General features: G+C 59.2%; 23 protein-coding genes and 2 pseudogenes. 18 read left to right on the top strand and 7 right to left on the bottom strand.

The features are described 5' to 3' along the window. The first annotated feature begins 572 nt into the window (after window positions 1–572). From NKI16_RS29400 to NKI16_RS29320, 17 genes and pseudogenes are all read left to right on the top strand, one after another. Window positions 573–899 carry a helix-turn-helix domain-containing protein gene (locus NKI16_RS29400; protein WP_352725512.1) on the top strand — a complete coding sequence of 109 codons (327 nt, stop codon included), beginning with the start codon at window positions 573–575 and terminating at the stop codon, window positions 897–899. After that, window positions 874–2,130, top strand: coding sequence for a type II toxin-antitoxin system HipA family toxin (locus NKI16_RS29395; RefSeq protein ID WP_352725474.1), 1,257 nt, complete (start codon window positions 874–876; stop codon window positions 2,128–2,130). The genes NKI16_RS29400 and NKI16_RS29395 overlap by 26 nt, the downstream gene beginning before the upstream one ends. Before the next feature lie 487 nt (window positions 2,131–2,617). After that, on the top strand, window positions 2,618–3,511 hold the full coding sequence (gene nifH / locus NKI16_RS29390) for a nitrogenase iron protein (protein WP_023801970.1): 894 nt from the start codon (window positions 2,618–2,620) through the stop codon (window positions 3,509–3,511). 99 nt (window positions 3,512–3,610) lie between these two features. After that, the gene (gene nifD / locus NKI16_RS29385) at window positions 3,611–5,113 is read left to right on the top strand and encodes a nitrogenase molybdenum-iron protein alpha chain (protein WP_352924114.1); all 1,503 of its coding nucleotides are present in this window, start codon (window positions 3,611–3,613) and stop codon (window positions 5,111–5,113) included. Window positions 5,114–5,240: 127 nt separating this feature from the next. After that, window positions 5,241–6,782 (top strand): nitrogenase molybdenum-iron protein subunit beta, encoded by a 1,542-nt coding sequence (nifK, locus tag NKI16_RS29380; RefSeq protein ID WP_352848376.1) that lies wholly within the window; start codon window positions 5,241–5,243, stop codon window positions 6,780–6,782. A gap of 63 nt (window positions 6,783–6,845) precedes the next feature. Further along, window positions 6,846–8,336 carry a nitrogenase iron-molybdenum cofactor biosynthesis protein NifE gene (nifE, locus tag NKI16_RS29375; RefSeq protein ID WP_352924112.1) on the top strand — a complete coding sequence of 497 codons (1,491 nt, stop codon included), beginning with the start codon at window positions 6,846–6,848 and terminating at the stop codon, window positions 8,334–8,336. 7 nt (window positions 8,337–8,343) lie between these two features. Then, window positions 8,344–9,726, top strand: coding sequence for a nitrogenase iron-molybdenum cofactor biosynthesis protein NifN (nifN, locus tag NKI16_RS29370; RefSeq protein ID WP_352924110.1), 1,383 nt, complete (start codon window positions 8,344–8,346; stop codon window positions 9,724–9,726). Beyond that, complete coding sequence (nifX, locus tag NKI16_RS29365; RefSeq protein ID WP_352924108.1) at window positions 9,692–10,189, top strand: nitrogen fixation protein NifX; 498 nt, start codon at window positions 9,692–9,694, stop codon at window positions 10,187–10,189. Before nifN ends, nifX begins: the two co-directional genes overlap by 35 nt. 17 nt (window positions 10,190–10,206) lie before the next feature. Further along, a complete protein-coding gene (locus NKI16_RS29360; RefSeq protein ID WP_352924106.1) occupies window positions 10,207–10,686 on the top strand; it encodes a NifX-associated nitrogen fixation protein in 480 nt (159 codons plus the stop codon). A gap of 27 nt (window positions 10,687–10,713) precedes the next feature. Then, window positions 10,714–11,499: a response regulator transcription factor gene (locus tag NKI16_RS29355; RefSeq protein WP_352924104.1), complete on the top strand. Its 786-nt coding sequence runs from the start codon at window positions 10,714–10,716 to the stop codon at window positions 11,497–11,499. Window positions 11,500–11,606: 107 nt separating this feature from the next. Further along, window positions 11,607–12,290, top strand: coding sequence for a universal stress protein (locus NKI16_RS29350; protein ID WP_352924102.1), 684 nt, complete (start codon window positions 11,607–11,609; stop codon window positions 12,288–12,290). 94 nt (window positions 12,291–12,384) lie between these two features. Further along, window positions 12,385–12,495 (top strand): hypothetical protein, encoded by a 111-nt coding sequence (locus NKI16_RS34140; protein ID WP_502897635.1) that lies wholly within the window; start codon window positions 12,385–12,387, stop codon window positions 12,493–12,495. Between the two features lie 1,323 nt (window positions 12,496–13,818). Then, a complete protein-coding gene (locus NKI16_RS29340; RefSeq protein WP_352924098.1) occupies window positions 13,819–14,988 on the top strand; it encodes a TlpA disulfide reductase family protein in 1,170 nt (389 codons plus the stop codon). Window positions 14,989–15,409: 421 nt separating this feature from the next. Then, window positions 15,410–15,724 (top strand): annotated as a pseudogene (locus NKI16_RS29335) (DUF269 domain-containing protein); the annotation flags it as partial. A gap of 90 nt (window positions 15,725–15,814) precedes the next feature. Next, window positions 15,815–16,018 carry a CCE_0567 family metalloprotein gene (locus NKI16_RS29330; RefSeq protein ID WP_023801957.1) on the top strand — a complete coding sequence of 68 codons (204 nt, stop codon included), beginning with the start codon at window positions 15,815–15,817 and terminating at the stop codon, window positions 16,016–16,018. Continuing rightward, window positions 16,015–16,332, top strand: coding sequence for a ferredoxin III, nif-specific (gene fdxB / locus NKI16_RS29325; protein WP_352924096.1), 318 nt, complete (start codon window positions 16,015–16,017; stop codon window positions 16,330–16,332). Before NKI16_RS29330 ends, fdxB begins: the two co-directional genes overlap by 4 nt. Window positions 16,333–16,415: 83 nt before the next feature. Then, window positions 16,416–16,559, top strand: a complete 144-nt coding sequence (locus NKI16_RS29320) for an exopolysaccharide production repressor protein (protein WP_352924094.1) — start codon at window positions 16,416–16,418, stop codon at window positions 16,557–16,559. A 176-nt stretch (window positions 16,560–16,735) separates the two neighbouring features. Here NKI16_RS29320 and NKI16_RS29310 read toward each other — a convergent pair whose 3' ends face one another. Both NKI16_RS29310 and NKI16_RS29305 read right to left on the bottom strand, forming a co-directional pair. Beyond that, entirely contained in the window at window positions 16,736–18,052 is a 1,317-nt protein-coding gene (locus NKI16_RS29310; RefSeq protein ID WP_352924092.1) for a YgeY family selenium metabolism-linked hydrolase, read from the bottom strand. A gap of 37 nt (window positions 18,053–18,089) precedes the next feature. Then, complete coding sequence (locus NKI16_RS29305) at window positions 18,090–19,427, bottom strand: diaminopropionate ammonia-lyase (RefSeq protein ID WP_352924090.1); 1,338 nt, start codon at window positions 19,425–19,427, stop codon at window positions 18,090–18,092. A 34-nt stretch (window positions 19,428–19,461) separates the two neighbouring features. Between NKI16_RS29305 and NKI16_RS29300 the strand changes: the two genes are divergently transcribed. Continuing rightward, a complete protein-coding gene (locus tag NKI16_RS29300) occupies window positions 19,462–19,620 on the top strand; it encodes a hypothetical protein (RefSeq protein WP_352924088.1) in 159 nt (52 codons plus the stop codon). A 128-nt stretch (window positions 19,621–19,748) separates the two neighbouring features. On the opposite strand, the pseudogene NKI16_RS29295 reads toward NKI16_RS29300, so the two are convergent. The 5 genes and pseudogenes from NKI16_RS29295 to thrC form a co-directional block, all read right to left on the bottom strand. Further along, window positions 19,749–20,403 (bottom strand): annotated as a pseudogene (locus tag NKI16_RS29295) (transposase domain-containing protein); the annotation flags it as partial. A gap of 69 nt (window positions 20,404–20,472) precedes the next feature. Further along, the gene (gene tnpB, locus NKI16_RS29290; RefSeq protein WP_352924086.1) at window positions 20,473–20,784 is read right to left on the bottom strand and encodes an IS66 family insertion sequence element accessory protein TnpB; all 312 of its coding nucleotides are present in this window, start codon (window positions 20,782–20,784) and stop codon (window positions 20,473–20,475) included. Window positions 20,785–20,812: 28 nt separating this feature from the next. Continuing rightward, window positions 20,813–20,941: a hypothetical protein gene (locus NKI16_RS29285; RefSeq protein ID WP_352924085.1), complete on the bottom strand. Its 129-nt coding sequence runs from the start codon at window positions 20,939–20,941 to the stop codon at window positions 20,813–20,815. Window positions 20,942–21,547: 606 nt separating this feature from the next. Continuing rightward, window positions 21,548–22,030: a GNAT family N-acetyltransferase gene (locus NKI16_RS29280; RefSeq protein WP_352924083.1), complete on the bottom strand. Its 483-nt coding sequence runs from the start codon at window positions 22,028–22,030 to the stop codon at window positions 21,548–21,550. Between the two features lie 360 nt (window positions 22,031–22,390). Next, on the bottom strand, window positions 22,391–23,665 hold the full coding sequence (gene thrC / locus NKI16_RS29275) for a threonine synthase (RefSeq protein ID WP_352924081.1): 1,275 nt from the start codon (window positions 23,663–23,665) through the stop codon (window positions 22,391–22,393). Window positions 23,666–23,702 lie beyond the last annotated feature (37 nt).

The raw sequence follows: 23,702 nt of genomic DNA, 5'->3' as shown, positions 1-23,702 counted from the left end.
CTATCTCTGGAACGAAATTGACCGACCGGTCGAACGCTTCAGGCCGATCCGCGCTAACCGCTTCAGTCCAACAATTCGAAGTCCCTTAGCGGGTATTATTGTAGAAATGCCCACAGCCCCGGTTACAGGCAGCCCGCGAACGCGGGCGAAAGGGTGGACGCCGTCCGAAACAAACGCCTGATCAGCGCTCCGAAATCATCGGCATGTTAAATGAAGGCAGTCAGGCAGCTGAAATCGCTCGTCTCTTTCGCTTTCATAGGCCCCACCGTCGGGCGCATCGGACCCGAGGTCAAAATAGCCGTTCACCGAATGTTCTTTCAGTTGGCCGTTTTCGCCAGCGACGTACGCAGCGGGCCCATTCGGTAGAAACGCCATGGCCGGTGGCCATAGCAGCTGTTCTCGGAGGAACGCCGTTGCCGCGCGGCGCTAAAGGCAGGGAGGAGGATTGATCTCTTTGGATATCATCATCGTCATATATGATACGCGAACAGATCATAAAAATTTGACTTTCTCGCTGGATGAGATACCTTTGCGTATCATCACGCGTTGGAAGGGATCGTATACGTATCATGATGGACTCTGAATCGGAAGTTCTGCGCGAAATCGGTGGGCTGTTCAGGCAGGCGAGGCTGGCCGCTGCCATGACGCAGGAGCAGGTCGCTGAGTTGGCGGGTATATCCCGCCCCCGCTATCGCGACATCGAAAAGGGAGCCGCAGCGGCGCGTGCGACGACGCTTATGAATATCGCTCGCGCGCTCGGTCTGGAAATGATGCTGGTTCCGCAAGTCATGGTGCCGGCTGTCCAGGCTCTATTGCGTCCGCATGATGATGACGATCGACCCGCCTTTGTTTCTCAACCTGACGATGACGATCATGGCTCCATTCTTTCGCGCACCTAAGACGATCCCGTCGCTGGACGTGCTCTTGAACGCACTGAAGATCGGCACAATCGTTAGGACGCCGGGCGATTTCAATGCATTCAATTTCGATGAGGCCTACCGCGCGACGGGCGGCTTTCCGGTTTTCAGCCTGTCGTTCCGGGCAGCGACGGGAGGATTGCGGAAAGATCCGAAGCCTCTGGCGGGCGCCTTGCCCGCTTTCTTCGCGAACCTCCTGCCGGAGGAGAAATTGCGCGAGGCGATGGAAAAGCACCACGAAGGCAATGTGCGGCCAGGCAATGATTTCGATCTTTTAGCGGCGCTGGGCGCCGATTTGCCGGGAGCCGTACGGGCGTTGCCCAGTGACGGCGCGATAGCGGTTTCGCAGGATGCTTCAAAGGATAAGCCCAAGGCACGGTTCTCACTTGCCGGCGTGCAGATGAAGCTGTCGGTCATGAAGAACACTGGAAAAGGCGGCGGACTGACCTTGCCGATGGACGACGAGCAAGGCCGATACATCGCCAAGTTCCCTTCGACGGCGTTTCCAGGCGTTTCCGAAAATGAATTCGCCAACCTGGCGTTGGCTGCAGCGATCGGCATGGAGGTGCCTGAACGCGAACTTGTCGAGAAGTCCGATTTCGAGGATATTCCCGAGGAATTCAAGACGCTGTCAGAGGGCAAGGTCCTTCTCGTCAAACGCTTCGATCGCGGCGCTGAGGGCGAGAGGATTCACATCGAGGATTTCGCTCAGGTCTTTGGTGTCTATCCCTCGCGCAAATATGAGGGGGCCGCTTATCACGACATAGCCTTGGCCCTTGGCGTGGCCGTCTCGCCTACGGCGGCTCTCGAATTCGTCCGCCGCCTGGCGCTGACGGTCATCACTGGCAATGGCGACATGCACCTCAAGAACTGGTCTTTGATTTATCCAGGCAACGGCGACAAGCCGGTGCTTGCACCAATCTACGACGTACTGTCGACCGTGCCATATATTCCCGCCGACGCCATGGCGCTGTCGCTTGGAGGGGAGCGCTCGTTCAAGGCGCTAGCAGCACCGCGATGGAAAGCATTTGCGAACCGTGCAAGGCTTCCGGAGCCGGCAGTCCTGAAGGCAGTGGTCGAGACGGTCGAACTCGTCAACGAGCACTGGTGGCATCTGCCTGAGCGCGACGTTGTCGCAGCGAAAGTGCTCGAGCGGATCGACGAACATGTGAAGGCGATGACGCCGATACTGAACTCCTGCGCCGATAAATGAGCCGAGTCCCCTTGGGTTGGTGATATGGCGGAATTATCCGCCCGTGGCCCCGGATGGATGGGCCGTGGATCGATGGTATGCCAGCGTGGAGCGCAAGATTCCGCGCACTGTCGATGATGACACGCGAGACCAAGCACGTCAGCTCGCCGGAACAGAAGAGTTCGCAGCATCCCGCAATTACGCAAGAGGGTCGAGATGCTGTTCGCCCAGCTCAACACAACGATGCGGTTCGAACGGATGTGGTGACTGAGGATCGCGATCCGACGCTTTGTGTCGCCATTGTCGGGTCCGCTACACGGCTTGTTCCGACGATCCTTTCTTTGGCCTCAAGCTAAATCCCTGAAAAGCAACCATGAAATTATTCTTCGGTTCGATCAGCCAAATTGGCACGAGTCTTGAGATCCTAGGGTGCGAGGCGGCGACAGCTGCCCGACCGGCATTCATGTCGCGGCAGCCGCGATGAATGGAACGAAGGAAGGAAAGCTACATGTCAGGTTTGCGTCAGATCGCCTTTTACGGCAAGGGCGGCATCGGCAAGTCCACCACCTCCCAAAATACGCTCGCCGCCCTTGTCGACCTCGGGCAGAGAATCCTTATCGTCGGCTGCGACCCCAAAGCCGACTCCACCCGCCTGATCCTGAACGCGAAGGCGCAGGATACGGTCCTGCACCTCGCGGCAGAGGAAGGTTCGGTGGAAGACCTGGAACTCGCGGACGTGCTCAAGGTCGGCTACAAAGGCATCAAATGCGTGGAGTCGGGCGGCCCTGAGCCGGGTGTCGGCTGCGCCGGCCGCGGCGTGATCACCTCGATCAACTTCCTCGAGGAGAACGGTGCCTACGACGATGTCGACTATGTCTCCTACGACGTGCTCGGGGATGTGGTGTGCGGCGGTTTCGCGATGCCGATCCGCGAGAACAAGGCCCAGGAAATCTATATCGTCATGTCCGGCGAGATGATGGCGCTCTATGCCGCCAACAACATCGCCAAGGGCATCCTGAAATACGCCCATTCGGGCGGCGTGCGGCTCGGCGGCCTGATCTGCAACGAGCGCCAAACCGATCGCGAGCTCGACCTCGCCGAAGCGCTGGCTTCCAGGCTCAATTCCAAGCTTATCCACTTCGTGCCGCGCGACAACATCGTCCAGCACGCCGAGCTCAGGAAGATGTCTGTGATCCAGTATGCGCCGGACTCCAAGCAGGCCGGGGAATACAGGGCGCTAGCCGAGAAGATCCATGCCAATTCGGGCCAGGGCACCATCCCCACCCCTATCACCATGGAGGAGCTCGAGGACATGCTGCTCGACTTCGGCATCATGAAGACCGACGAGCAGATGCTTGCCGAGCTTCAGGTCAAGGAAGCGGCCAAGGCGGCCGCACAGTAGCGACCGCTGCCGACATGAGGCGCGGCCTTGATCTGGTGCGCCTTTCGAAGAACGGCGCCTCGTTGGTGAGGCGTCACCCTGAACCTTGAAAGGGGTCCCATGAGCCTGGAATACGAGAATGACGGCGCCCTCCATGCGAAGCTTATCCAGGAGGTGCTGTCGCAATATCCTGACAAGGCGGCGAAGCGCCGCAAAAAGCACCTGAGCGTCGCAAAGAGCGGCGACGAGGCTGGCGAGGAAAGCGAGGTCCTTTCCGAATGCGAGGTCAAATCGAACATCAAGTCCATCCCCGGAGTGATGACAATTCGCGGTTGCGCCTATGCCGGCTCGAAAGGCGTGGTGTGGGGTCCAGTCAAGGATATGGTCCATATCTCGCACGGCCCGGTCGGCTGCGGGCAATATTCCTGGTCGCAACGCCGCAACTACTACGTCGGCACGACCGGCATCGACACGTTCGTGACGATGCAGTTCACCTCCGATTTCCAGGAGAAAGATATTGTTTTCGGCGGCGACAAGAAGCTGGAACGGATCATCGACGAGATCGAGGAACTGTTCCCGCTGAACAAGGGCATGACTGTGCAATCCGAATGCCCGATCGGCCTGATTGGCGACGACACCGAAGCTGTGTCCCGCAACAAGGCCAAGGAGCACGAAAAAACGATCGTGCCGGTGCGCTGCGAGGGCTTCCGCGGCGTATCGCAATCCCTCGGCCACCACATCGCCAACGATGCGATCCGCGACTGGGTCTTCGAAAAGAAGGACATCGAGTTCGAGGCCGGCCCGTACGATGTCAATGTGATCGGCGACTATAATATCGGCGGCGACGCCTGGGCTTCGCGCATCCTGCTCGAGGAGATGGGCCTGCGCGTGGTCGGCAACTGGTCGGGCGACGCTACGCTGGCCGAAATAGAGCGCGCGCCGAAGGCCAAGCTCAATCTCATCCATTGCTACAGGTCGATGAACTACATCTGCCGGCACATGGAGGAAAAGTATGGCATCGACTGGATGGAGTATAATTTCTTCGGCCCCTCCCAGACTGAAGCCTCTCTGCGCACGATAGCCAAGCATTTCGGACCGGAAATCGAGGCCAAGGCCGAGGCGGTCATTGCCAAATACCGGCCGTTGGTCGATGCCGTCATCGCCAAGTACCGGCCGCGCCTCGAAGGCAGGACGGTGATGCTCTATGTCGGCGGCCTGCGCCCCCGTCACGTCGTCACGGCATATGAGGATCTGGGCATGGTGATCGTCGGCACTGGCTATGAATTTGGCCATAACGACGACTATCAGCGTACCGGCCATTACGTGAAGAAGGGCACGCTGATCTATGACGACGTGACTGGTTACGAGCTGGAGAAGTTCATCGAGGGAATCCGTCCTGATCTCGTGGGCTCCGGCATCAAAGAGAAGTACCCGGTCCAGAAGATGGGCATACCGTTCCGTCAAATGCATTCCTGGGATTATTCCGGCCCGTATCACGGCTACGACGGCTTCGCCATCTTCGCCCGCGACATGGATCTGGCCATCAACAACCCGGTCTGGAACCTCTACGACGCCCCCTGGAAGAAAAAAGCCGAGCCGTCGGCGGCGATCGCAGCCGAATGAAAACCTGGCCTCCCGTAAGCCGGGAGGCCGTTAAACGCCTGTGGCCCTTTGTCCGCGGGAGACATGAAACGTTTCGACGTCCCTGTGCCGCCGTATGGCGGGCCAGATGGAGAAGAGGTAACCACCCATGCCGCAGTCGGCTGAAAAAGTTCTCGACCACGCGCCCCTGTTCCGCGAGCCGGAATACAGGCAGATGCTCGCCGAGAAGAGGCTGAATTTCGAATGTCCGCACCCGGACCAGGTCGTTACCGACCAACGCGAATTCACCAAGACGTGGGAATACCGCGAAAAGAACCTTGCTCGCGAAGCGCTTGTCGTGAACCCCGCCAAGGCCTGCCAGCCGCTCGGCGCGGTGTTCGCGGCCGCAGGGTTCGAGCGAACCATGTCCTTCGTCCACGGCAGCCAGGGCTGCGTGGCCTATTACCGCTCGCACCTGTCGCGCCATTTCAAGGAGCCTGCTTCGGCAGTTTCCTCGTCGATGACCGAGGACGCGGCAGTGTTCGGTGGCCTGAAGAACATGGTCGACGGGCTCGCCAACACGTACCAACTCTACGACCCGAAGATGATCGCCGTCTCGACCACTTGTATGGCCGAGGTCATTGGCGACGACCTGCACAGCTTCATCGAGAACGCCAAGGACGAAGGCTCGGTCCCGCGCGACTTCGACGTGCCCTTCGCCCACACGCCGGCCTTCGTCGGTAGTCATGTCGACGGCTATGACGTAACGGTCAAGGGCATTTTGGAGCACTTCTGGAAAGGCGAGGAGCGAACGGAAGCCGAGGGAACGATCAACATCATTCCGGGTTTCGACGGCTTTTGCGTTGGCAACAACCGGGAGCTCAAACGCCTGCTCGATCTGATAGGCGTGTCCTATACCTTCATCCAAGACGCCTCTGACCAGTTCGACACGCCGTCGGACGGCGAATACCGCATGTACGACGGCGGCACGAAGATCGAAGACGTGAGGAAGGCACTCAACGCCGAGGCGACACTTTCGCTACAGCATTACAACACCCGAAAAACACTGGAGTATTGCGAGGGGGTAGGGCAGACGACTGCCTCGTTCCATTACCCGCTCGGAGTCCAGGCGACCGACGACTTACTGATGGAGGTCTCCGCGATTTCCGGCAAGCAAATCCCCGAGGCAATCCGCCTGGAGCGCGGCCGACTTGTTGACGCCATGGCGGACAGCCAATCCTGGCTGCACGGTAAGAAATACGCCATCTACGGTGATCCGGACTTTGTCTACGCCATGGCCCGCTTCATCATGGAGACGGGCGGCGAGCCGACCCATTGCCTCGCCACCAACGGCACCTCGGCATGGGAAGCGGAGTTGAAGGAACTGCTTGCATCATCGCCCTTCGGCAAGGATGCTCAAGTCTGGGCGGGCAAGGACCTCTGGGCGATGCGCTCGCTGCTCTTCACCGAGCCGGTGGACCTGCTGATCGGCAACTCCTATGGCAAGTATCTGGACCGCGACACGGGCACGCCGCTGATCCGGCTGACGTTTCCGATCTTCGACCGCCACCATCACCATCGGTTTGCGCTTATGGGCTACCAAGGCGGGTTGCGCGTCCTGACGACGATCCTCGACAAGATCTTCGACAAGCTCGATCGCGAGACAAGCGAGACGGGCGTGACGGACTATTCGTATGACCTCACCCGCTAAGCGTGGCGGCCGGCTCTTCGCTGAGCCCGGTCGTCTTCCCGAGGGACTTTGGAGACCGACGCAATGTCCTCGCTCAGAGCCAAAATCCAGGATGTCTTGAACGAGCCCGCCTGCGAGCAGAACCGCGGCAAGGATGCCAAGGCGCGCAAGGACGGCTGTTCGAAGCCACTGACCCCCGGGGCGGCGGCCGGCGGCTGTGCCTTTGATGGCGCCAAGATCGTGCTGCAGCCGATCACCGACGTCGCGCACCTGATCCATGCGCCGCTCGCCTGCGAGGGCAATTCCTGGGACAACCGCGGTGCGGCTTCGTCCGGGCCAACGCTGTGGCGCACGAGCTTTACGACCGACCTCACCGAACTCGACGTTGTGATGGGGCAGGGCGAGCGGAAGCTTTTCAAAGCGATCCGCGAGATCAAGGAAGCGTATGGGCCGCCGGCTATTTTCGTCTATCCGACCTGTGTTACGGCGCTGATCGGCGACGACATCGAGGCCGTCTGCAAGCGCGCGGCGGAAAAGTTCGGCCTACCGGTGGTGCCGGTCAATGCGCCGGGCTTCGTCGGCTCCAAGAATCTCGGCAACAAGCTTGCCGGCGAGGCGTTGCTCGAGCATGTCATCGGCACGGTGGAGCCCGACGATGCCGGCCCTTACGACATCAACATTCTTGGCGAATTCAATCTCTCGGGCGAATTTTGGCTGGTGAAGCCGCTGCTGGATCGGCTCGGCATCCGGGTGCGCGCCTGCATTCCGGGTGACGCGCGTTACCTCGACATTGCCTGCGCGCACCGCGCCCGGGCGGCTATGATGGTGTGCTCGACCGCGCTCATCAATCTCGCCCGCAAGATGGAGCAGCGCTGGGACATCCCGTTTTTCGAGGGCTCCTTCTACGGCATCACCGACACCTCTGAAGCGCTCCGACAGATCTCTCAGCTGCTCGTGAAGAAGGGTGCCGATCCGGAGATCCTCGGCCGCACCGAGGCATTGATTGCACAGGAGGAGGCGATCGCCTGGAAGAAGCTCGCCGCCTACCGCCCGAGGCTCGAAGGCAAGCGCGTGCTGCTCAACACGGGCGGTGTGAAGTCCTGGTCGGTCGTCCATGCGCTGATGGAGATCGGCATCGAGATCGTCGGCACCTCTGTCAAGAAGTCGACGGTCGAAGACAAGGAGCGCATCAAGCAGATCCTCAAGGACGACAACCACATGTTCGAGCAGATGGCGCCGCGCGAGCTTTACGCCATGCTCTCAGAACACAAGGCCGATATCATGCTGTCGGGCGGGCGCACGCAGTTCATCGCGCTGAAGGCCAAGACACCCTGGCTCGATATCAACCAGGAGCGCCAACACCCTTACGCCGGCTATGACGGCATGGTGGAACTCGTACGTCAGATCGACCTCGCCATTCATAACCCGATCTGGTGCCAGGTGCGGGAGCCGGCACCATGGGATTGCCAGCCCGCGATGAAGGACGAACTGCCGAGCACAAAGAGCGAGACCGCGACCGTCCAGGCTTTCAAGAAATTCGCCGGCACGATGGCCGACGATCTCGGCGAGTGTTGAGGAAGCGATGGTCCGCATCCTTCCCCAGACCAAAGCGGCGGCGGTCAATCCGTTGAAGTCATCGCAGCCGCTCGGTGCCGCCTTGGCCTTTCTTGGCGTCGACGGCGCGATGCCGTTGTTCCACGGCAGCCAGGGGTGCACCAGCTTTGCGCTCGTGCTCTTCGTGCGGCATTTCAAGGAAGCCATCCCCTTGCAGACAACGGCGATGGACGAGGTGGCGACGATCCTCGGCGGGGCAGACCATCTGGAAGAGGCGATCCTTAACCTCAAGGCCCGCACAAACCCAATGCTGATCGGGATCTGCACGACGGCGCTGGTGGAAACCCGGGGCGAAGACTGCGCAGGAGATATCGCCAATATCAGGCTCAAGCGCAGGCAAGAACTCGCGGGTACGGAGGTGGTGCTAGCCAACACACCGGATTTCGACGGCGCGATCGAAGAGGGCTGGGCCAAGGCTGTCACCGCGATGATCGAAAGGATTACGCGTCCCGGCGAGCAGGCGCGGCAGTCGAAGAAGATCGTGATCCTGCCTGGCTGGAACCTCACTGTGGCTGATATCGAGCATTTGCGTGAGATGCTTGAAAGCTTTGGACTGAAGCCCGTGATTCTGCCGGACGTCTCCGGCTCGCTCGACGGTACGGTGCCCGACCGCTGGGTCGCGACCACCTATGGCGGCACCAGTGTCGAGGATATCCGTGAGCTTGGCACGGCCGAGCAATGCATCGTCATCGGTGAGCATATGCGCCGCCCGGCCGAGCTGCTGCAGAGGTTGACCGGCGTGCCTTACGTGCTGTTCCAGTCGCTGACTGGATTGAAGGACGCCGACCGGTTCGTCTCGCTCATGTCCGCGGTTTCGGGCGCGGCGGCGCCGGCTGGGGTGCGCCGTCGCCGGGCGCAGTTGCAGGACGCGTTGCTCGACGGACATTTCCACTTTGGAGGCAAGAAAATTGCGATCGCTGCTGAACCAGACCAACTCTACCAACTCGCGAGCTTCTTCATCGGCATGGGCTCCGAAATCGCGGCGGCGGTCACCACGACCGACATGTCGAAAATTTTGGAGGAAGTACCGGCGCAGTCGGTTCAAATCGGCGATCTCGGCGATTTGGAAGCTCTTGGCGCCGGCGCTGATCTTCTCGTCACCCATTCCCACGGCCGCCAGGCGGCGCAGCGCCTCGGCATTCCGCTCATGCGGGTCGGCTTCCCGATCTTCGACCGGCTCGGCAGCCAGCACAAGCTCACAATCCTCTACCAGGGGACCCGCGACCTGATCTTCGAGGTTGCCAACATTTTTGAAGCCAACCGGCACGCGCCGACGCCTGAGGCGCTTGATCCACTCCGCAAGCGAGAAATGCCAGATGAGCTCCGTTCGTCGCCTCTCGCTCGTCACTGACGAGGTTCACGCACCGAGGCCGGAACGCCAAGCCGGCGCATTGCGCGTGGCGATCGCCACGCACGACATGAAGAACCTCAACGCCCATTTCGGTTCGGCCAGGCGCTTTGCTGTCTACGACGTGACGCGCGAGGAGTGGAATCTCGTGGAAGCCGTGGCCTTCGATGACGTTTCCGACGAGAGCGGGAAGCATCGAACTGAGGGCGACGACCGCATCACCCCGAAGGTGGAGGCGCTGAAGGGATGTCATCTCCTGTTTTGTCGGGCGATCGGCGGACCTTCGGCAGCCAAGGTTGTTTCGGCAAAAATTCATCCGATCAAAGTGCCGCAGCCGCAAACCATCCAAGAGGTGCTGTTGCGCACGCAGATGATGCTCAGGACGTGTCCTCCCCCTTGGCTGCGCAAGGTGCTGGCGCAGGCAGGTGTCGCCGAACAGAAACCGTCCTTCGAGGACGAGGACTGAAATGAGGAGTGGGCGAAATGTTTGAAGCCGCTGTTAGCCCGGCCGTCACCGAGGACGAGGCGGCCCTTGCCACCCCGTTCGTCAAATGCCTCGTGCGGCTGGTCCGTGCTAATGATTCCCACGGGTCATGGGAAGGCAAATCGGACGCCGAGCTGCTGGGCGACTTCATCATCACCAGGGAACAGCGCCGTGCAATTCCGATCATCGGCGATCCCGATCCGGACGTGCTGTGGAGGCTCGATAAGTTCTACACCGCCGTCGGGCTTGCGATTGAGGAACGCTCCGGCCTGATGGCATCGCCGATGATGGAGATGAGCCACGAGGGCTTCGGGCGCGTGCTCTTCACGGCCGGGCGACTGGTCGTTCTGTCCAAGACCCTGCGCGACGTCCACCGGTTCGGCTTCGAGACGTTTTGGAAGCTCGCGGCGGCCGGCACGAAACTGGTCGGCGATGGCATCGCAGCCATCGAAACCTATCCCGACGTGGCGCGTGCGTGATGAAACGGATTTTCGATCAAGGGGATCATGTCAGGCCTTGAGGACATGCGATGGCCAGCCCTCTCAATCGAGGCGGTCGAGGCCGATGTGGTTCTTGGGGTAGCGCTGATGAAGCCACTGGTCCTGATCTGTTCGCAAGATGCTGAGTTGTATCTGTTCCTCAGCCACATTCTGGGAGTGGACGGCTTCACTTGTGAGCCGGCAGGCGGCGTGAAGGAAGCAATTGCATTGGCCGATGAACGGGAGCTCCAGGCGGTAGTGCTGGACTGCGGGCCGGCAAGCGCGACAGGCTCCACAATCTGCGCCCGGTTCAAGGGGGAGCCCCGGACCGGCGGCCTGCCCGTAATTGCGCTGATCGCGCCCGGCGCCGAGAACCAGCACCTCGATCTCTTGAAGGCTGGTATTGACGAGAGCTTTGTGCGGCCCTTCGCGCCGGCCAAGCTGCTTGACTGTCTACGGATGAAGCTGGCGCTGCCAAAGCCGGGTTCGAACGGGATTGAAAACGGCGGCTGGATCTCCTGTGGCGACCTTGAGATAAGGCTCGATGCCCACCGCGTTCGGGGTAATGGCCACGAAGTCCACCTTGGGCCGATCGAGTTCAACCTGCTGCGGCTTTTGCTTGAGACTCCCGGCAAGGTCTTCACCAGAGACGAGCTGATCAGCGCGGCCTGGCCGGCCAATATCCATGTCGGTGTACGCACCGTGGATGTCCATATCAGCCGGCTCAGAAGGGCTCTGAAGGCGGCCTCCCCCTCCAGCGTCATTCGTACCGTCAGGTCGGCCGGCTACTCGCTCGAGTGGCCGGACGGCTGAATAGATAACCGATGTGGTGCCACTCCGCATTTCCGCCGTGCTGAGGGCAAGTCTTGCGGCTTCGAAACGCGCCGGCAGGTACGACATATTCAGAAAGAAGCAGTCAAATGGCTTTCAGAAGCGTACTCAGTGTGACGGGAGCTGACCACTCCGATCAGGATGTCAGAACAGCTGCCAGCTTGTGTGCCGAAGTCGGCGCGTATCTTTCCGTACTGGTGATGTCGCCTCCGCCGCTCATTATGCCGTCTCCGCTGCTCGGCGATGGCATCCCCGAGTGGCCTGGACAACGCGCACAGGCCATCGCCAGACTGGACAAACGGTTTAGGCAGATCGAAAGATTTTCACAGGACATGGCCAGACTGGAAACAACATCCAGGGAAATTCAGAAACAGCTGAGAGCCATGCGGCTTTGCTATGACGTCGATACCCACTACTGCGATCAGGCCAGCGTCGGTGACGCGGTGCGACAGCGGGCGCTCTGCAACGACCTGACAATCGTCGGCCCTGCACTTCTCAATGACATTAATCTCGGGCCTCTCGTTATAAACGGCAGTCTGTTCGATACCGGAAAGCCGGTGCTTGTCGTGCCGGAGGGCGCTGAGGCGACTCTCTCTCCACGGCGCGTGCTGGTCGGCTGGGATTCGCGAGTCGAGGCGTCCCGTTCGGTTCGGGAAGCGCTGCATCTGCTAGCCGGTGCTGAGAAAGTTCGTGTCGCACTAGTCGATCCGGAGGCGACCTGCACCGGAAACGGTACCGAGCCGGGAGCCGATATCGCTGCCTTATCTCACTAGGCACGGTGCTCGGGTGTCGGTTGACCTGCTGGCGAGCGCCGGAAAATCGGCAGCCACGGTGCTCGCGCAGCACGCAATCGACACGCCTGCAGAAATGATAGTCATGGGTGCTTACGGCAACCGCAGGCTACGTGAGCGACTCTTCGGCGGCGTGACGCGATGGATAGTTGGGAAGCCGTCATTGCCCTTGTTTTTGGCTCGCTGACGGATTCCAAAGCAGCACCGACGCTGTTCGAAGCTCTACGCCCTGGTCACCTGGCGCGAAGTCGCAGAAAGCTCGCGGCAAAGGCGCAGGTTTCGCGAAGCTCCTCGAGCCACTTGCGAGCGCCGTCGCCAAGAACACTCCCCGGGCGGCTCTGACGCGCGCTGGCGTCTGCTCTCCGGACGATCCGTAACGCGCAGACCAACGGCCCGGCAGAGGCCCAGGCGTCCTCAATGCGCTCAAAACACGGATACTCGAGCCGGCGTCAGGTCGAGAAAGAGAGTTGTTTCAGCGCGGCAGGCCGCGTTCGGACCGAAGCCGCATCGTATTGGCGCTATCACGATTCCCTCACCACCGGCCGGGACCTGAACACCGCAATGTGCAGCGGCCAAGGCACCGGCCTTCGGGTCGGACGGTCGGGCTCTAGCCGCGGCCGGCGGGAATCCATCGCATAAATCACGCTATCATGGTCTGGAATGGCAGGCCTGGTTAGGGGTGAGGACGCTCATCTTCAGCGTCTTCATCGGTCAGGCCCAACCGGCGTGGAGACCGAGTGGCCTCTGGCCGGCCATTCCGGCACGCTCATCTTCGCATCTGGCGGTCCCTGAAGGCCTATGCACAGGGACACAGAATGCCAAAGCAGGGATCCGGGAGAGTTCACCGGGTCGGCACATGCCGACTTTATCCCTGCCTTGTCCGCCATGATCATTATCGTCGATCTGGCGAGGCGGTATGGCGAGCCGCAGCTGGATCGGCTCCGTTATGAACAAATGCCATGGCGCGCCAGCGAGGATTCAATCGCGCAAGAGGGCAGGGCGCAGGCGGCGCTGGATCAGGATGGAGCGCCTCCCTGATCGCAAATGGCGAGATACGCCACCGCCTGAAGGGCTGGAACGGCCATACGCTCAAGCCGGTGGCGTGAAGCGGACGATCATGACGGCCTGACGATAGCCAACGCAGTCATGATGTCCATCGGCCTCGTCCCTCGGCCCGAATGCATGAATCGTCCGGGCCACGCTTTTCTGCCGACGCGAAGCGCGTGATGCTTGTCCAAAACTTGACAGCGGCAGAAAACATGTCGGCTTCAATACAACCGGCCATCTTGGCATTTGGGGTTTTTCTAGCGGTTCATGCGCTTACTGCCGCTGAGCGCGCTGGCACGGCCTTTGCTGATTGTGATGTGGCAACACTTAAGTGAAGGCTGACTGCATGCAGATGCGCGAGACGAGAGCCGCTCTCCTTTCCTTGAAACCCTTGTGCCCCTCTCTAAGCGGGAAACAAGCTCGCGCAAGTCACGCAACCTGTGGCACAGCTTTGGAGAGCAGCATGGTATTGCAGATGAAGTCACCGGCTCCTTCGATCAAAGTGGACACCTGGCTGCGTGGCGAGCCCCTGACGAACTTCCAACCCGGCAAAGTGTATATCGTCAAATTTTGGGCAACTTGGTGCGAACCATGTGTGGCGGAGATGCTCGATCTGATGCGGCTCCAGGAAAAATACAGGGACAGCGGACTTGAGGTCGTCGGCGTCGCGGCTAATGAAGACGCTCCAACGGCCGTTGAGGCTCGCACCAAGTTGGACGCGTGGTTGACCGAAAAGTGCTCGCATCTGAGCTATCGGATCGCGTTCGACCACACAGGTGAAATGAACAAGCTTTGGATGAAACCCAGCTTTTCTGTTGGAATTCCGACCTCGTTCGTGGTCGACCGAGACGGCCACATCGCCTTTATCGGTCATCCCAACCAACTCGATGAGGTTTTGCCGAAAGTGCTTAACGGCAGCTGGCGCATCAGCGATAAAGCTAAAGCCGCCGATACGGAGCGGATCGCCACAAGCGAACCCATGGCGCGCGAACAAGCGTTGAAGCAGCCGATCGATGACAGATTCTGGGCGGCGGTGAAGTTAGAAGATTGGAAGACGGCGCTCTGGGCGATCGAAGAGGGCATCGCTTTGATGCCGGACCACATCAATTTCCGCCTGGCTCATGCGCATCTGTTGCTTCACAAAATTCAAGACATGTGGACCGGCTTGCCCGTGATGCGCCAATTGGTTCGCGACGCGATCGACAAAAACTCCGAGGACTGGATGGTTTCGGCGCTAGACCAACTTTTCCATCCGGCCAATGACCATTCGCGCCTTCCCCCTGCTGAGCGCTTCGCGATGGGCAAGGAGCTGTCCGAACACATCCTGGCGCTGAATCCCCCGCAAGGGGACAGCCCTAAGTTCCGGTCCTATCCCGCGGTCGCCCGATACTGTCACGAGAACGGCAACAATGATCGCGCGATCGAGTTGGTCGAACTGGCACTGACGTCGCTGGACCGTCCGGAGCCTACCCCGGCCGAATCGAAAGAGCAGCATCTGCCGGATTTGCTGCAGGCCCTCGCCAAGTACAGGGGTGCGAAGGCTTGTTGCGGCGCTCTCTTTGCGGCTGCGCAAACCAATTTCCCGAAGGTGCCAAAGCGCGGTCGGCCGAGGAGGAAAGATAAAAAAGGGTAATTGGTCGAAATGGCTTACTGGCCAATTCGTCCATTTCCCTGGCGTCACCGCAGCAGGAGGGTCCATGCAGCACTTGGTCGATGGTTTGCAGCAGGATCGACGCTCAAAAATTCATGGCCTCCGGCCGCATTGCGGCGGAAGTGATGTTCGACGCGAATTCACGTTGAAGACTTCGCAGTCAAGGACGTGTTCAAGGTCGGCCAGAGGGATATCAATTGCGTGGCATCAGCCGCGCCGAGCCGGGCGTCGGCTGCGCAAGTGTGCCCGAAGTAGGCATCCCAGAAAACAGACATCGTGCTTCGACGAAGAGGACTGAAATGAGGAGAAGGCGAAATGTCTAGTGCTGCGGTCAGCCCGGCTGTCAACGAGGACGAGGCGGCCCTTGCCATGCCTTTTGTCAGATGCCTCGTGCGGCTGATCCGTGCTCAGAGCCTCCGGGTCACTGGAAGGCAAATCGGACGCCGAACTGCTGGCCAACTTCATCGTCACCAGAAAACAGCGCCGTGCGATGCCGGTCATCGGCGATCCCGAGCCGGACGTGCTGTGGAGGCTCGACATGTTCTACACCGCCGTCGGGCTCGCGATTGAGGAGCGCTCCGGCCTGATGACATCGCCAATGACAAAGATGAAACCCATGGGGGCTTCGGACGATTGCTTTTCACGGCCGGGCGGTTGGTCGCTCTGTCGAGACATCCACCGGTTCGGCTTCGACACGTTCAGGAAGCTCGCGGAGGCCGATACGAAACTGGTCGACGATGCGACTGCAGCCATTGAAGCCTATCCCGACGTGGCACGGGCGGAAGAAACCGATTTCGAGGAAGGATCTATGTCAAAGCTAGATGAGATGGGGAAGAAAGTCCGAAAGCTTCAGCTGCGCGCGGCAGTTGCCAAGATGAAATTGCGCGACCTTGCAGAAGATCTCCCGGGAAAATGGACGGAGATAGAGGAAGTTGCCGAGGAAACGTCGGCCGTTTTTGCCGAGTTGGATGGTGCCAAGAGAGAGCTCGCTGCAATGAAGAAGTTACGATGAGGAGCACATTCACCACCCGCGACGGCTCCGGATGGATGCCGGAATATCTCACCGCAATAGACGGCACGACCTGCATCGGCTGCGGCCGCTGTTTCAAAGTCTGCTCTCGCGAGGTCATGCATCTTTACGGCGTCGATGACGCGGGTGAAATCCTCGGCGCCTGCGACGGCGAAGACGACGATTTCGACGGCGAGCTCAATCGCATGATCATGGTCGTCGACCATGCCGGCCGCTGCATTGGCTGCGGAGCCTGCGGCCGCGTCTGCCCGAAGAACTGCCAGACCCATATTGCGGCCGACCAGGTCGCAGCATGATCTGAGGAGACAAAACCAGGAGAACGGCGTTGCCCTTTAGAATCTTTTGTCGCGCCCTGGGAATAGTCCTGTGCAGCACCGCTGTGACTGTCTACTTCGCTTCTCATTCCATCCGTACCGTAGTCGTCACGACGCTGGCTTGTTCGCTGCTCCTTCAGTTGGCCTATTTCGCAAGCGTGCTCTTTCTGATCTGGTGGTCTGGCTGCGCTAACAGAGCAAGCGGCTGACATACGCATTTGTAGACGCGTCAGCTTGAGCGGCAGTGGGCGCTGCGGCGCGAGCGGGCTCGTTATGAGGCGGAAAGAGCACGGCGCCAATATGATGCGGTAGACCCTGAGAACCGTCTGGTGGCGCGCTCGCTTGAGCGCGTGTGGGAAGAGAAGCTTCGCGCCGGTTCAGTGCGTTACGTTGCGGCGATCAATGTCAGATGCCGATAGATATCTCGAGCCAACGTCAGTTGCTCAATTTCGATTGATTCATCAATCGTATGCGCCTCCTCCTCCCGTCCGGGACCAAGTCCAATCGTAGGGATGTTGCGTCTACCCGCCGACTCCGACCCATTTGTGCAGAACCGCCAAGTGCCCACTGACGGCTCGACACCTGAAGCCTCAACTGCAGCGATGGCGTTCTTAAGAAGCATGTTGTCGCTTTCAGCCCGCCATGCCGGCAGCCAGCGAGGAGGCATAGCCGTCTTACCCGTATAAGTGATCACGGGGTCCTCCGTTATGGCTAGGTCGAAGCCGCGAATTTCAGCTTGGTGAAGACAATCCTCGATAGAGCTCAGGATATCATCCTTGCTTTCTCCGGGTAGCGTCCGTCGATCGAAGCGGATTTCTGCGGTGCTGGGAATCATGGAGATCGATGGGTAAGGGGAGGAGATCACGTCGGTAGGAACCAGAAGCGCTTCGCCAAAATCACGATCCTGGGGAAGCGGCAAAGCCTGTAGTGCCTGAAGTGCCTTTGCCGCAGCGTAGAGTGGGTTGATTCCGCACTCGGGAGACGCCGCGTGTGCCGGCTTTCCATGTAGGGTAAGAAGAATCTCAAGTCGGCCTTTTTGTCCCGACTTGATTTGCAGCTTCGAAGGCTCGCAAATAACTACGGCCTGTGGACGGCAGGAATCCAGCACTGCAGAAAGTGCATGACCTTCAATAACCTCCTCCAGCACGCTCGCGGACACTGCGACACGACGCTTCAGCTTGCCCTCCCGAGCCGCGGCGGCAACACCACATATTGCGGCAGCAATGCCGCCCTTCATGTCCGTGCTCCCTCTCCCATAAAGCCGTCCTTCGCGAATTTCGCCTCCGAACGGCTCGACGGTCCATTTCCCCGCAACCGGAACGACGTCTAAATGTCCATCGAACAGTATCGCGAGGTCGCTTTTCTCAGGGCCCACCGTGCCGAGAACCGATCCGTTGTGGTCGATACTTACCTCAAAACCAAATTCCCGCATCCGTTGTGCAACAAGCGATGCTACGCGGCCCTCTTCGCCGGACAGACTAGGTGTTTGCACAAGCGCTTGGGCAAGGGACACAACGTCGCTATTTTCCATGTTGTCTCCAATGTTTTTTATTTGATAATCGCATTCAGCGATCAACAAAACATTTCGCCATTTTGAAAACCAATGGGGAAGGAGCAGATCAAGGGCAGCCGGAAATGCGTCAATAACAAGGCATTTAGGGACCATCCCTCGAGTCGTCCCAGCCCGGTGAAAGGCGTGCATGATCCATTCCGAGGTACGCAGGGTGGACCGCAGTCGTTTATGCAGTCTTCCTTATGGCTTCCGCGGGCTGGCCCACGATCTGTAGATAAAGCGCGGGATCCGTAGCACCTTCGCTGCCAAACACCAGAATACGGCTAGTCGAGTTAAGACCCAGAGCAGCGCGTTGAGCCAAATCTTGCGCGGACCCTAAAAAACCCGCCAGCCCCCCCACTGCCGATTCCCCTGCGACAAGAGGATCGTCTCCAGAGCGCCCCTCCGCCAAAAACGTCATAAGCTCGAGCGCAGAGTGATCGTCGATAGTCAGGAATGCATGTGCGCCGATGCGAAGGATTTCCCAAGCCAACAGCGATACTTCGCCGCAAGCTAGACCAGCCATGACGGTATCTAGCTCCCCATGTACAGCGACTGGATGGCCGGCTTTGGCGCTTTCGAAGAGACAAGCCGCCTTCGCAGGCTCGACAATAATAACGCGCGGTCGCTTTGGACCAAGGGTCTCCCAGAAATGGGCACACACCGCCGCAGCCAATCCTCCAACACCTCCTTGCAAGAAGATGTGAGTGGGCAATTGATCCGACGGCAATTGGCGAAGAACTTCTTCTGCCATCACCGAGTAGCCCTGCATCACGTCCCGTGGCACATCGAGATAGCCTTCATACGAGGTATCGGAAACCACAAACCTGCCATACTTTGCCGCATCAACTGCGGCCTGCCGCACAGCATCATCGTAATTGCCCGCTGAGCGTACGATCTGTGATCCGTATTTTGCAATCGCATCTACCCTGCCTTGACTGACAGCCGCATGAACATAAATTAGGCACTGACAGCCGAAGCGCTGCGCGCCCCAGGCAACCGAACGACCATGATTTCCGTCGGTCGCGCAAGTCACCGTAATTCTATTCGTAATTTCGGTGTACTTGCCTGACAGAAGATCATCGATGTCGACTTTTTCTCGTCCTGTGCATGCGCGAATCTCACGAGAAAGTAGCCGGCTGACTGCATACGCCCCACCCAGTGCCTTAAAGCTACCAAGACCGAACCGACTCGCCTCATCTTTGTAGTGGATAGCTTCGACATGCGTAGCACGCGCCAGTCCGCGCAAAGGAACGAGCGGCGTGGGCTGATATCCGGCCCAACGTTCGATCTCGCTGGCCGCGTTTGCAGAAGCAGCCAGGCTAAGAATTTCGCGCTGGGTAGCTCCATACTCAGCGTTCGGATCGGCGGCCGCATTTAATGCGCTCTTAAGCTCCACCTTGGGTATCAAGGTACCAAAGCCGCAGCAGACGGTGTCCACGCATGCCATCATATCTGTCACCTCCGTCTCGGTTACCTGCAGGGATCGCCGTAGCACCTGCAGCGCAAAAAAGACCAGCGCCACGAAGCTGCAAAAAGATCACCTCACACGTGAGTCGATGGACGAGTTCGCACTGCCCTTTTCCGACCTCGGGGAGGCGAAGTGGTGCCAACTCATGGCCATTGCGCGAGCCAACAAGGTGACCCGTGGCATCTGGGTGGTCATGGTCGGTCTCTCCGGGATGCGTGTAAACATTCACGTTCTCGAGAAACTTTGACTGGGAATGGCGGCCTCGACCGGTGCGCGCCCGCAGAGAAAAGCTGCGCGCGCTGCTATTTCGGCTGCCCTCCTTCATTCCGTAGGTGCTATGGCTCCTGCCGCAGGCCCGTTTTTGCGAAATGCGCAGTCGGCGAGGGTCGACAGGGTCAGTGGTACGCCCTCGCGCGCGAAACGTTCAGCCTGGCAATTCATTGGTTGATGCTGGCCGTACTTGTCGAACAGCAGCATGGCGAGCAAGCCAGGACCTGCCCAGCCACGCGGCACCACATGGAACGGCGCCGGCGGCTGGGTGATCGTCAGTTCCGGCACGAGAACTTCTCGCGCACCGTCTGGATACCTTCCACTGGCGCGGGATCACCTCCAGCGTCTCGGTTACGGTCCTCGCTGAGCTTCGAAAGCCGCGCCCCGCCGCAAGTCGGGCACGAACACGGCGGGGATGACGATGCGTTCACGCCGCAGATGCTCGGGAACGGCTTCTTCACTGGCCGTTTGAGCTCGAAGGCGGTGACACTGGTCCTCCTGGTCGCCGCCGCCTCGGCGGCGAGGTCATCTTCGCTGGCGGTCGCTTCGACTTCCTCGATTTGCAACTCCAGTTGGCGGCTCCTTGGCGCTGGGGCCATACTGCTCGCCTGAGCTTGGCGATCTGCAGGTTGAGGTGCCCGATCAGAGCTTCCCTAGCCCACGCCTTAGCCCTCGCGGCGGCAAGTTCGGCGCCCATAGAAACAACCAGCGCCTTAAGCGCTTCGACATCGTCCGGCAGGGGCGAAACGGCGGCTTCCATGGCCGAAATGAATCAGCACCTGTTTCGGTGCAACCGAAAAATGCCCCTTTGGCCGAGGAAATCCGCGTACTATCCCGCGCTCGCCGGACGCCAGCTGTATTGCAGGTTGCGCCAGTGAATCCTGCCGAGCAGAGATGCCAGCTGAGCGCTCGTCAGCGACACTGCACCGTCCTTCGTCTGGGGCCAAATGAAGCGGGCCTTCTCGAGCCGCTTGGCGTAAAGCGACATGCCGATCTGCCGATCCGCCATGCCAGATGATCTTTGCCAGCGATCCGGCGCGTCCGCGGAAAACGTAGAGATCACCACCGTGGGGATCGCGCTTAGGTGCTGCTGCAAGCAAGCCAGGCCCTGCAGGCCCTTCCTCATGTCGGTGTGGTCCATCGACAGCCATACCCCGCGCCCGACGGGATCACCGCAGTGCCTTTACCACTGCCGTAACCAGCGTGGGCGTCGCTCCCGCGAAGATGCTCACCCGGCCGCCCTTTACCAGCCACGACAATAGCCGGCCGGTGCTCCAGTGGATCGCCAACGTCTTCATCGACAATCACCGCCTCTGGAAGGCACGAGTCCGGGCCCGTGTTCGCACAGCTTGCGACGCCATGTGCCGTCGAAAGGTCATGCCGCTGCGTCACCTGCGTCACACAGGCTCCGGGCGAAAACGCCTGCTCCAAAATCTGGCGCCGTTCCTCCTCTTCCACCGCCGCCGACGTTCGGGGCCTATGAGCAACGTGATCCGACCCATCAACCGCTCCCAAGTGCGCTCATAAGAGCTCGCTTAAGACCACTCGTTAATCACCCGAACAAAGCGCGACACGCCGGATGGATACCCTGAGAACAGCGGTTTCACGTCACCGCCTCAAGTCGCCGAAAGTAATCCGTGCATCACCTGGTTAGCTTCCCTATCGATTCCGCGAACTGTCTGTCAGAAAAGAGATTGCCGGTAGCGTCTAAGTTGACTTACCAGGTCGGCAGTCCGCCGGGCACAAATTCAGTTCTTTTACGACACTGCTGAGTCGCTGTGAGACGCACGCGGGTGAAGCTATAGTCCAGGCCCTAGAGTGGCTTCGACATGTTTGAGAATCTGATCGGGAATCAGAGATCGGTCTCGCAGACCAAGGTTTGGCGTTGGCTAAGTTGCCTGACCTTACGTGATGCCGTTCGCGCAATCTTGGTTTGGCTGCTGCAATTCATCCTTGCGATGGAACCTGTCATTAAACCTCTTCAGAAAAAAGTAGTGCTCGAAGCCTGGGGGCTGGTCCCCGATAGTGCCAAAGATCGTGTAGCCCGAGCGCTCATAGAATGCCGGAGCTTGAAAGCTGAAGGTGTCGAGATAAGCGCCAATACAACCACGCTGCCGGGCTTCATGTTCAGCGCGAGAGAGGATCAGTACACCAATGCCAGCGCCCCGAAGATGCTCCGGCAGCCATAAAAGCTCAATGTGAAGCCAACACGCAAAAATGCGACCGATAAGGCCTCCCACAACGTCCCCGGACCGATTTCTGGCGAGTACGCTAATAGGCTCCGATGTGCCTACTCCGCGTGTCTCATTGAAGGATCTGAGGCCGTCTAGGACTACTTGGTGATCGGTAGGAGTTGGCGAGTTCGTTGTGTCGATAAACACTTGCATGTACATATGCCGTTTGATGAGGAAGGTCGTGGATAGTCTCACTGTGGTTGTTGGTGTTCCTGACGGGTTTGGTCCTATCCGCAGCACAAGCGTCAGGCGCGATGGTGTGCGATGGATTGTCGTCTTGTCAAAAAATTCAAATTCTCCGGTCTCTTCGTTTCGGGTAATCACATTGATAACGATTGTATACGCAACATCTTTATTATGAGATCCTCTTGCCTCGCGAACGCTACTACGTTGTGCCCCCACCATTAACTGTCAGACCATTCCCTTGAGCGAAATAGGTAGTATCAAGAGACCGTCGTTCGGGATCATCATTTCTAAATCGTCGAGTCGTGGATGTGGTCAGTCTTTCCCCGCCTACTCGATTTTCTGCCATTCGCCAGGCTTCACCAGTGGTGCGTCAGCACACTTCTGAGATTGAAGCACTGGCCGGAGGTCCTTCAGACCAGTGCCTGTTAGAATAGTAACTACGGTTTGGCCAGGCTGCGTCATGCCGAAGCTTACCAGACGCTCAGTAGCGGCATACGCTGCTGCTGCCGACGGCTCCACAAAACAGCCGTGCTGGCGGGCGAGACTGTGGACGGCGTCGATAATCTCAGTGTCAGCCAGCTCGATGGCGGATCCGCGAGAGGTGTATAAAGCCCGGACTGCGAGGTCTGCGTCTCTCGGCTCACTCACGCTGATACTATCGGCCAGAGTCCGGGGTTGTGCGACAGCACAGTGCTCTCCCCTGTAGCGGCGAGCAATAGCGTTAGAACTTTTCGCTTGCGCCGCAATGAGCCGGGGCAGGGAAGTGATCATTCCGAGGTTGAATAGCTCCTCGAACCCCTTCGCGATTCCAGACAGAATGTTGCCGTCCCCGGTAGGAACGACAACCCAGTCCGGAGCTTGCCATCCGAGTTGCTCAGCGATCTCGAACGCACACGTCTTTTTGCCTTCGCGGGTGTAAGGGTTCCGTCCCGTGTTACGATTGAGCACGTCCCGATGTCGGCTGACCTCGCTTGCTAGGTTGAAGGCGTCGTCGTAGGTGCCTTCAACCCTGTAAACCCGCGCACCATAAGCTACGCTTTGGGCGAGTTTAGCGCCTGGGACGTTCTCAGGCACAATGATTGTTACAGAAATTCCCCTAGCTGCGCCGAGACAGGCCAGGGATGCCCCAGCATTGCCCGTAGATGCCACAATCACATTCCTGATGTTATTTTGTGCGGCTAGAGCAATCACAACTTCGCTGGCCCGATCCTTGAGCGATCCACTTGGATTACGAGTCTCATCCTTAAGTAGAAGGCGGACGCGGCCAATGCTCCCGGCCTCGATTAATGGAGTCCATCCTACATCAAGGCGGCTTGCATAATGAGGATGCGCCGGAAGTAATGGCGAATATCTCCAAAGGGACGGTCTGCCGGTCGAGCCAGTTGAAGCGAGTAGAGCGGCCTTAGTTCCCACGCCAGTACTGTACCGGATCAGGAGATTTGATTGTCTTGTGCACGAGCAGACGGACAGATCGGGCTTAGCTGGATACGAGGCACCACACGTTGAACATACGGCCAAGAGCTGCTTGCTAGCGGCCTGGGGCAAATCCGATGTTGAATTCGCATTAAGGATCGGCTTGGGATACTCAGAGGTCTGGATCATGGAGTGAATCCTGTAGGCTTCATACCCATGGCCGCCG

Origin of the sequence: Mesorhizobium sp. M0698, from assembly GCF_040320455.1 — a bacterium.
Lineage (GTDB): Bacteria > Pseudomonadota > Alphaproteobacteria > Rhizobiales > Rhizobiaceae > Mesorhizobium.
Note: the sequence above shows the minus strand (reverse complement) of the source record. Positions and strands in the feature narration are given on the sequence as shown.